Source organism: Xanthomonas sp., from assembly GCF_017163755.1.
GTDB lineage: Bacteria > Pseudomonadota > Gammaproteobacteria > Xanthomonadales > Xanthomonadaceae > Xanthomonas_A.
In genome coordinates, this window is record NZ_JAFIWC010000059.1 from 1 (window position 1) to 3,718 (window position 3,718).

A 3,718-nucleotide genomic window follows, 5' to 3' on the forward strand; every position below is an offset into this window, starting at 1 on the left:
GAGTCCCGAGTCCCGAGTCCCGAGTCCCGAGTCCCGAGTCCCGAGTCCCGAGTCCCGAGTCCCGAGTCCCGAGTCCTTCAACAACAGCGAAACCCACTCTTGCCGCCATACCGCGCTTCCTGGCGCTCGCGGAAGAAGGTCTTGTAGTCCATCGGCTGGCGGTCGGGATGCTTTTCCAGCACGTGGCGCACGTAGTTGTCGTAGTCGGGAATGCCGCAGCACAGCCGCGCGGTCTGCACCAGGCGCCGCCACAGCCGGCGGTGCGCCTGGTACTGCCCGACCGGGACCAGTTCGGTGCTCATCACAGGTCCGCCATCTGGTGCGGCTGCAGCGCCACGTACGCGGTTTCCTTGTCGCTGCGCTGCGGATTGCGGCGCGCGGCGACGATCGTCTTGACCGAGTAGATCAGGATCGAGAACACCACGAACAGGAACAGCACGGTCAGCCCGGTGTTGACGTAGGCGTTGGTGACGATCTGCTGCATCTGCTCCACCGACTTGGCCGGCGCGGTCACCGTGCCGCTGGCGATCGCGTCCTGGAACTTGTGCGCCTGCGCCAGGAAGCCCTGCGCCGGATTGGGGTCGAAGATCTTGATCAGCCCGGCGTAGGTGGTGCAGATCAGCAGCCAGGTCGCCGGCACGATGGTGACCCAGGCGTAGCGGTCGCGCTTGAGCTTGAACAGCACCACGGTGCCGAGCATCAGCGCGATGCCGGCGAGCATCTGGTTGGAGATGCCGAACAGCGGCCACAGCGTGCGGATGCCGCCGTACGGGTCCTTGACCCCGGTGTACAGCAGGTAGCCCCACAGCGCCACGCAGCCGGCGGTGCCGATGATGTTGGCGCTCCACGACTCGGTCCGCTTCAGGGCCGGGATGAAGTTGCCGAGCAGGTCCTGCAGCATGAAGCGCCCGGCGCGGGTGCCGGCATCGACCGCGGTGAGGATGAACAGCGCCTCGAACAGGATCGCGAAGTGGTACCAGAACGCCATCATGTTCTCGCCCGGCAACAGCTGGTGCAGGATCTGCGCGATGCCCACCGCCAGGGTCGGGGCGCCGCCGGCGCGGGCCAGGATCGAGGTTTCGCCGATGTCGCGCGCGGTGGCCTCGAGCACCTCCGGGGTGATGGCGAAGCCCCACTCGGTGACCTTGGCCGCCACCGCGACGGTGTCGCTGCCGACCATCGAGGCCGGCGCGTTCATCGCGAAGTACACGCCCGGCTCGATGATCGAGGCGGCGACCAGCGCCATCACCGCGACGAACGATTCCATCAGCATGCCGCCGTAGCCGATGTAGCGCATGTGGCCTTCGTTGGCCAGCAGCTTGGGCGTGGTGCCGGAGGAGATCAGCGCATGGAAGCCGGACACCGCGCCGCAGGCGATGGTGATGAACAGGAACGGGAAGATGCCGCCGGTCCACACCGGGCCCATGCCGTTGTGCGCGTACTGGGTCAGCGCCGGCATCTTCAGGTCCGGCATCACCACCAGGATGCCGATCGCCAGCGCGATGATGGTGCCGATCTTGAGGAAGGTGGACAGGTAGTCGCGCGGCGCCAGCAGCAGCCACACCGGCAGCACCGAGGCGACGAAGCCGTAGCCGATCAGCATCCAGGTGATCTGCACGTCGGTGAAGGTGAAGGCCGGGCCCCAGGTCGGGTCGGCGGCGACCTTGCCGCCGAACCAGATCGCGGCCAGCAGCAGGATCAGCCCGACCACCGAGATCTCGCCGATCTTGCCGGGGCGGATGTAGCGCATGTACACGCCCATCAGGATCGCGATGGGCATCGTCGCGATCACCGTGAACATGCCCCAGGGGCTTTCCGCCAGCGCCTTGACCACCACCATCGCCAGCACCGCCAGGATGATGATCATGATCAGGAACGCGCCGAACAGGGCGATGGTGCCGGGCACCTGGCCCATCTCCTCGCGCACCAGGTCGCCGAGCGAGCGGCCGTTGCGGCGGCTGGACAGGAACAGCACCATGAAGTCCTGCACTGCGCCGGCGAACACCACGCCGACCACCAGCCACAGCAGGCCGGGCAGGTAGCCCATCTGCGCGGCGAGCACCGGCCCCACCAGCGGCCCGGCGCCGGCGATCGCGGCGAAGTGGTGCCCGAACAGCACGTGCTTGTTGGTCGGCACGTAGTCCAGGCCGTCGTTGTTGAGCACCGCAGGCGTGGCCCGGGTGGGGTCGAGCTGCATCACCTTGCTGGCGATGAACAGGCTGTAGAAGCGATAGGCGATCAGGTAGATCGACACCGCCGCGACCACGATCCACAGCGCGTTGATGTGTTCGCCGCGACGCAGCGCCACCGTGCCCAGGCAGAACGCGGCCAACACCGCCAGCGCGGCCCAGGCGAGTTTCGAAAGACCCTTCATGCAGTCGCTCCCCCACGAGATTGCGCTAAGAGTCCTCCGATGGCCCGGATGGGTCAATCCCGGGCCCCGGCACGCGGCTAACACTTTGGTCGAATGGCGCCCGGGCACGAATGCTGATCGCGCGCGCCGTGCCGCGCCCCGCGCCCCGCGCTGACACCAGGGCCACGTCGGTGCCGCCGTCGCCCGCCATCCCAGGCAAGCCCTCGGCTTTCCGAGTCCCGAGTCCCCGGTCCCCGGTCCCGAACCAGAACAGAAGGTTGCAACCACCCCGGTTGGCCGCGGCGCCACGCGCACCCATCCTTGGGGTCTTCCCAGCGAGATCGGCCATGAACGCCCACGACACCGCCTCTTCCGCGCGCATCCTGCGCAGCGTGCGCGGCCGCGCCACCGCCGATGGCGACGGCGTGCGCCTGACCCGGGTCATCGGCGGCGCCGAACTGCCCGACCTGGACCCGTTCCTGCTGCTCGACGAATTCGGCACCGACCGTGCCGAGGACTACATCGGCGGCTTCCCCAGCCATCCGCACCGCGGCTTCGAGACCGTGACCTACATGCTCGACGGGCGCATGCGGCACAAGGACAACCACGGCAACGAGGGCCTGCTGACCCCGGGCAGCGTGCAGTGGATGACCGCCGGCCGCGGCCTGGTGCATTCGGAAATGCCGGAGCAGGAGTCCGGGCGCATGCGCGGCTTCCAGCTGTGGGTGAACCTGCCGGCGCGCGACAAGATGACCGCGCCGCGCTACCAGGAATTCGCGCCCGAGCGCATCCCGCTGGCCACGCCGGCGCCGGGGGTGACGGTCAAGGTGATCGCCGGGCAGGTCGGCGAGGTGCGCGGGCCGATCGCGCAGCCGGCCACCGATCCGCTGTACCTGGATATCGAACTGGCTCCGGGCGCGCGCTGGGAATACCCGCTGCCGGAGGGCCACAACGCCTTCGCCTACGCCTTCGAGGGCGCGGCGACGGTGGGCGAGGGCGATGCGGCGCGCGCGTTGCCGGCGCAGACGCTGGCGGTGCTCGGCGGCGGCGACCGGCTGCAGCTGCAGGCCGGCGACGCCGGTGCGCGGCTGATCCTGGTCGCCGGGCGGCCGCTGCGCGAGCCGGTGATGCGGCATGGCCCGTTCGTGATGAACACGCGCGAAGAGCTGATGCAGGCGTTCGTGGATTTTCAGGAAGGGCGGTTCTAGCGGTTTGGGGTGGCGATCGACGCGCCATGAAACCCCGTAGGAGCGGCTTCAGCCGCGACCGGGCATTACCGGCAATGCCCGGTCGCGGCTGAAGCCGCTTGTGTCTTATGCGGGTATACCGTTGAGGTGAGAGCGGAGTGCGGCAGGCCGCTAAGTC

The 3,718-nt window shown here is 68.6% G+C and carries 3 protein-coding genes; 1 reads left to right on the forward strand and 2 read right to left on the reverse strand.

Annotated features, from left to right (window positions below; all coding sequences use genetic code 11):
• Positions 1–77: 77 nt before the first annotated feature.
• Together JR065_RS21300 and JR065_RS21305 are read right to left on the reverse strand one after the other, a co-directional pair.
• Positions 78–302 carry a YbdD/YjiX family protein gene (locus JR065_RS21300; RefSeq protein WP_206236524.1) on the reverse strand — a complete coding sequence of 75 codons (225 nt, stop codon included), beginning with the start codon at positions 300–302 and terminating at the stop codon, positions 78–80.
• The gene (locus JR065_RS21305) at positions 302–2,374 is read right to left on the reverse strand and encodes a carbon starvation CstA family protein (protein WP_206236525.1); all 2,073 of its coding nucleotides are present in this window, start codon (positions 2,372–2,374) and stop codon (positions 302–304) included. The genes JR065_RS21300 and JR065_RS21305 overlap by 1 nt, the downstream gene beginning before the upstream one ends.
• A gap of 326 nt (positions 2,375–2,700) precedes the next feature.
• Between JR065_RS21305 and JR065_RS21310 the strand changes: the two genes are divergently transcribed.
• Positions 2,701–3,561, forward strand: a complete 861-nt coding sequence (locus JR065_RS21310; RefSeq protein ID WP_206236527.1) for a pirin family protein — start codon at positions 2,701–2,703, stop codon at positions 3,559–3,561.
• Positions 3,562–3,718 lie beyond the last annotated feature (157 nt).

What these genes read in the sequence shown, in the direction of transcription:
- JR065_RS21305 (WP_206236525.1), bottom strand. Translation starts at nt 2,374, where the DNA reads ATGAAGGGTCTTTCGAAACTCGCCTGGGCCGCGCTGGCGGTGTTGGCC.
- JR065_RS21310 (WP_206236527.1), top strand. Translation starts at nt 2,701, where the DNA reads ATGAACGCCCACGACACCGCCTCTTCCGCGCGCATCCTGCGCAGCGTG.
- JR065_RS21300 (WP_206236524.1), bottom strand. Translation starts at nt 302, where the DNA reads ATGAGCACCGAACTGGTCCCGGTCGGGCAGTACCAGGCGCACCGCCGG.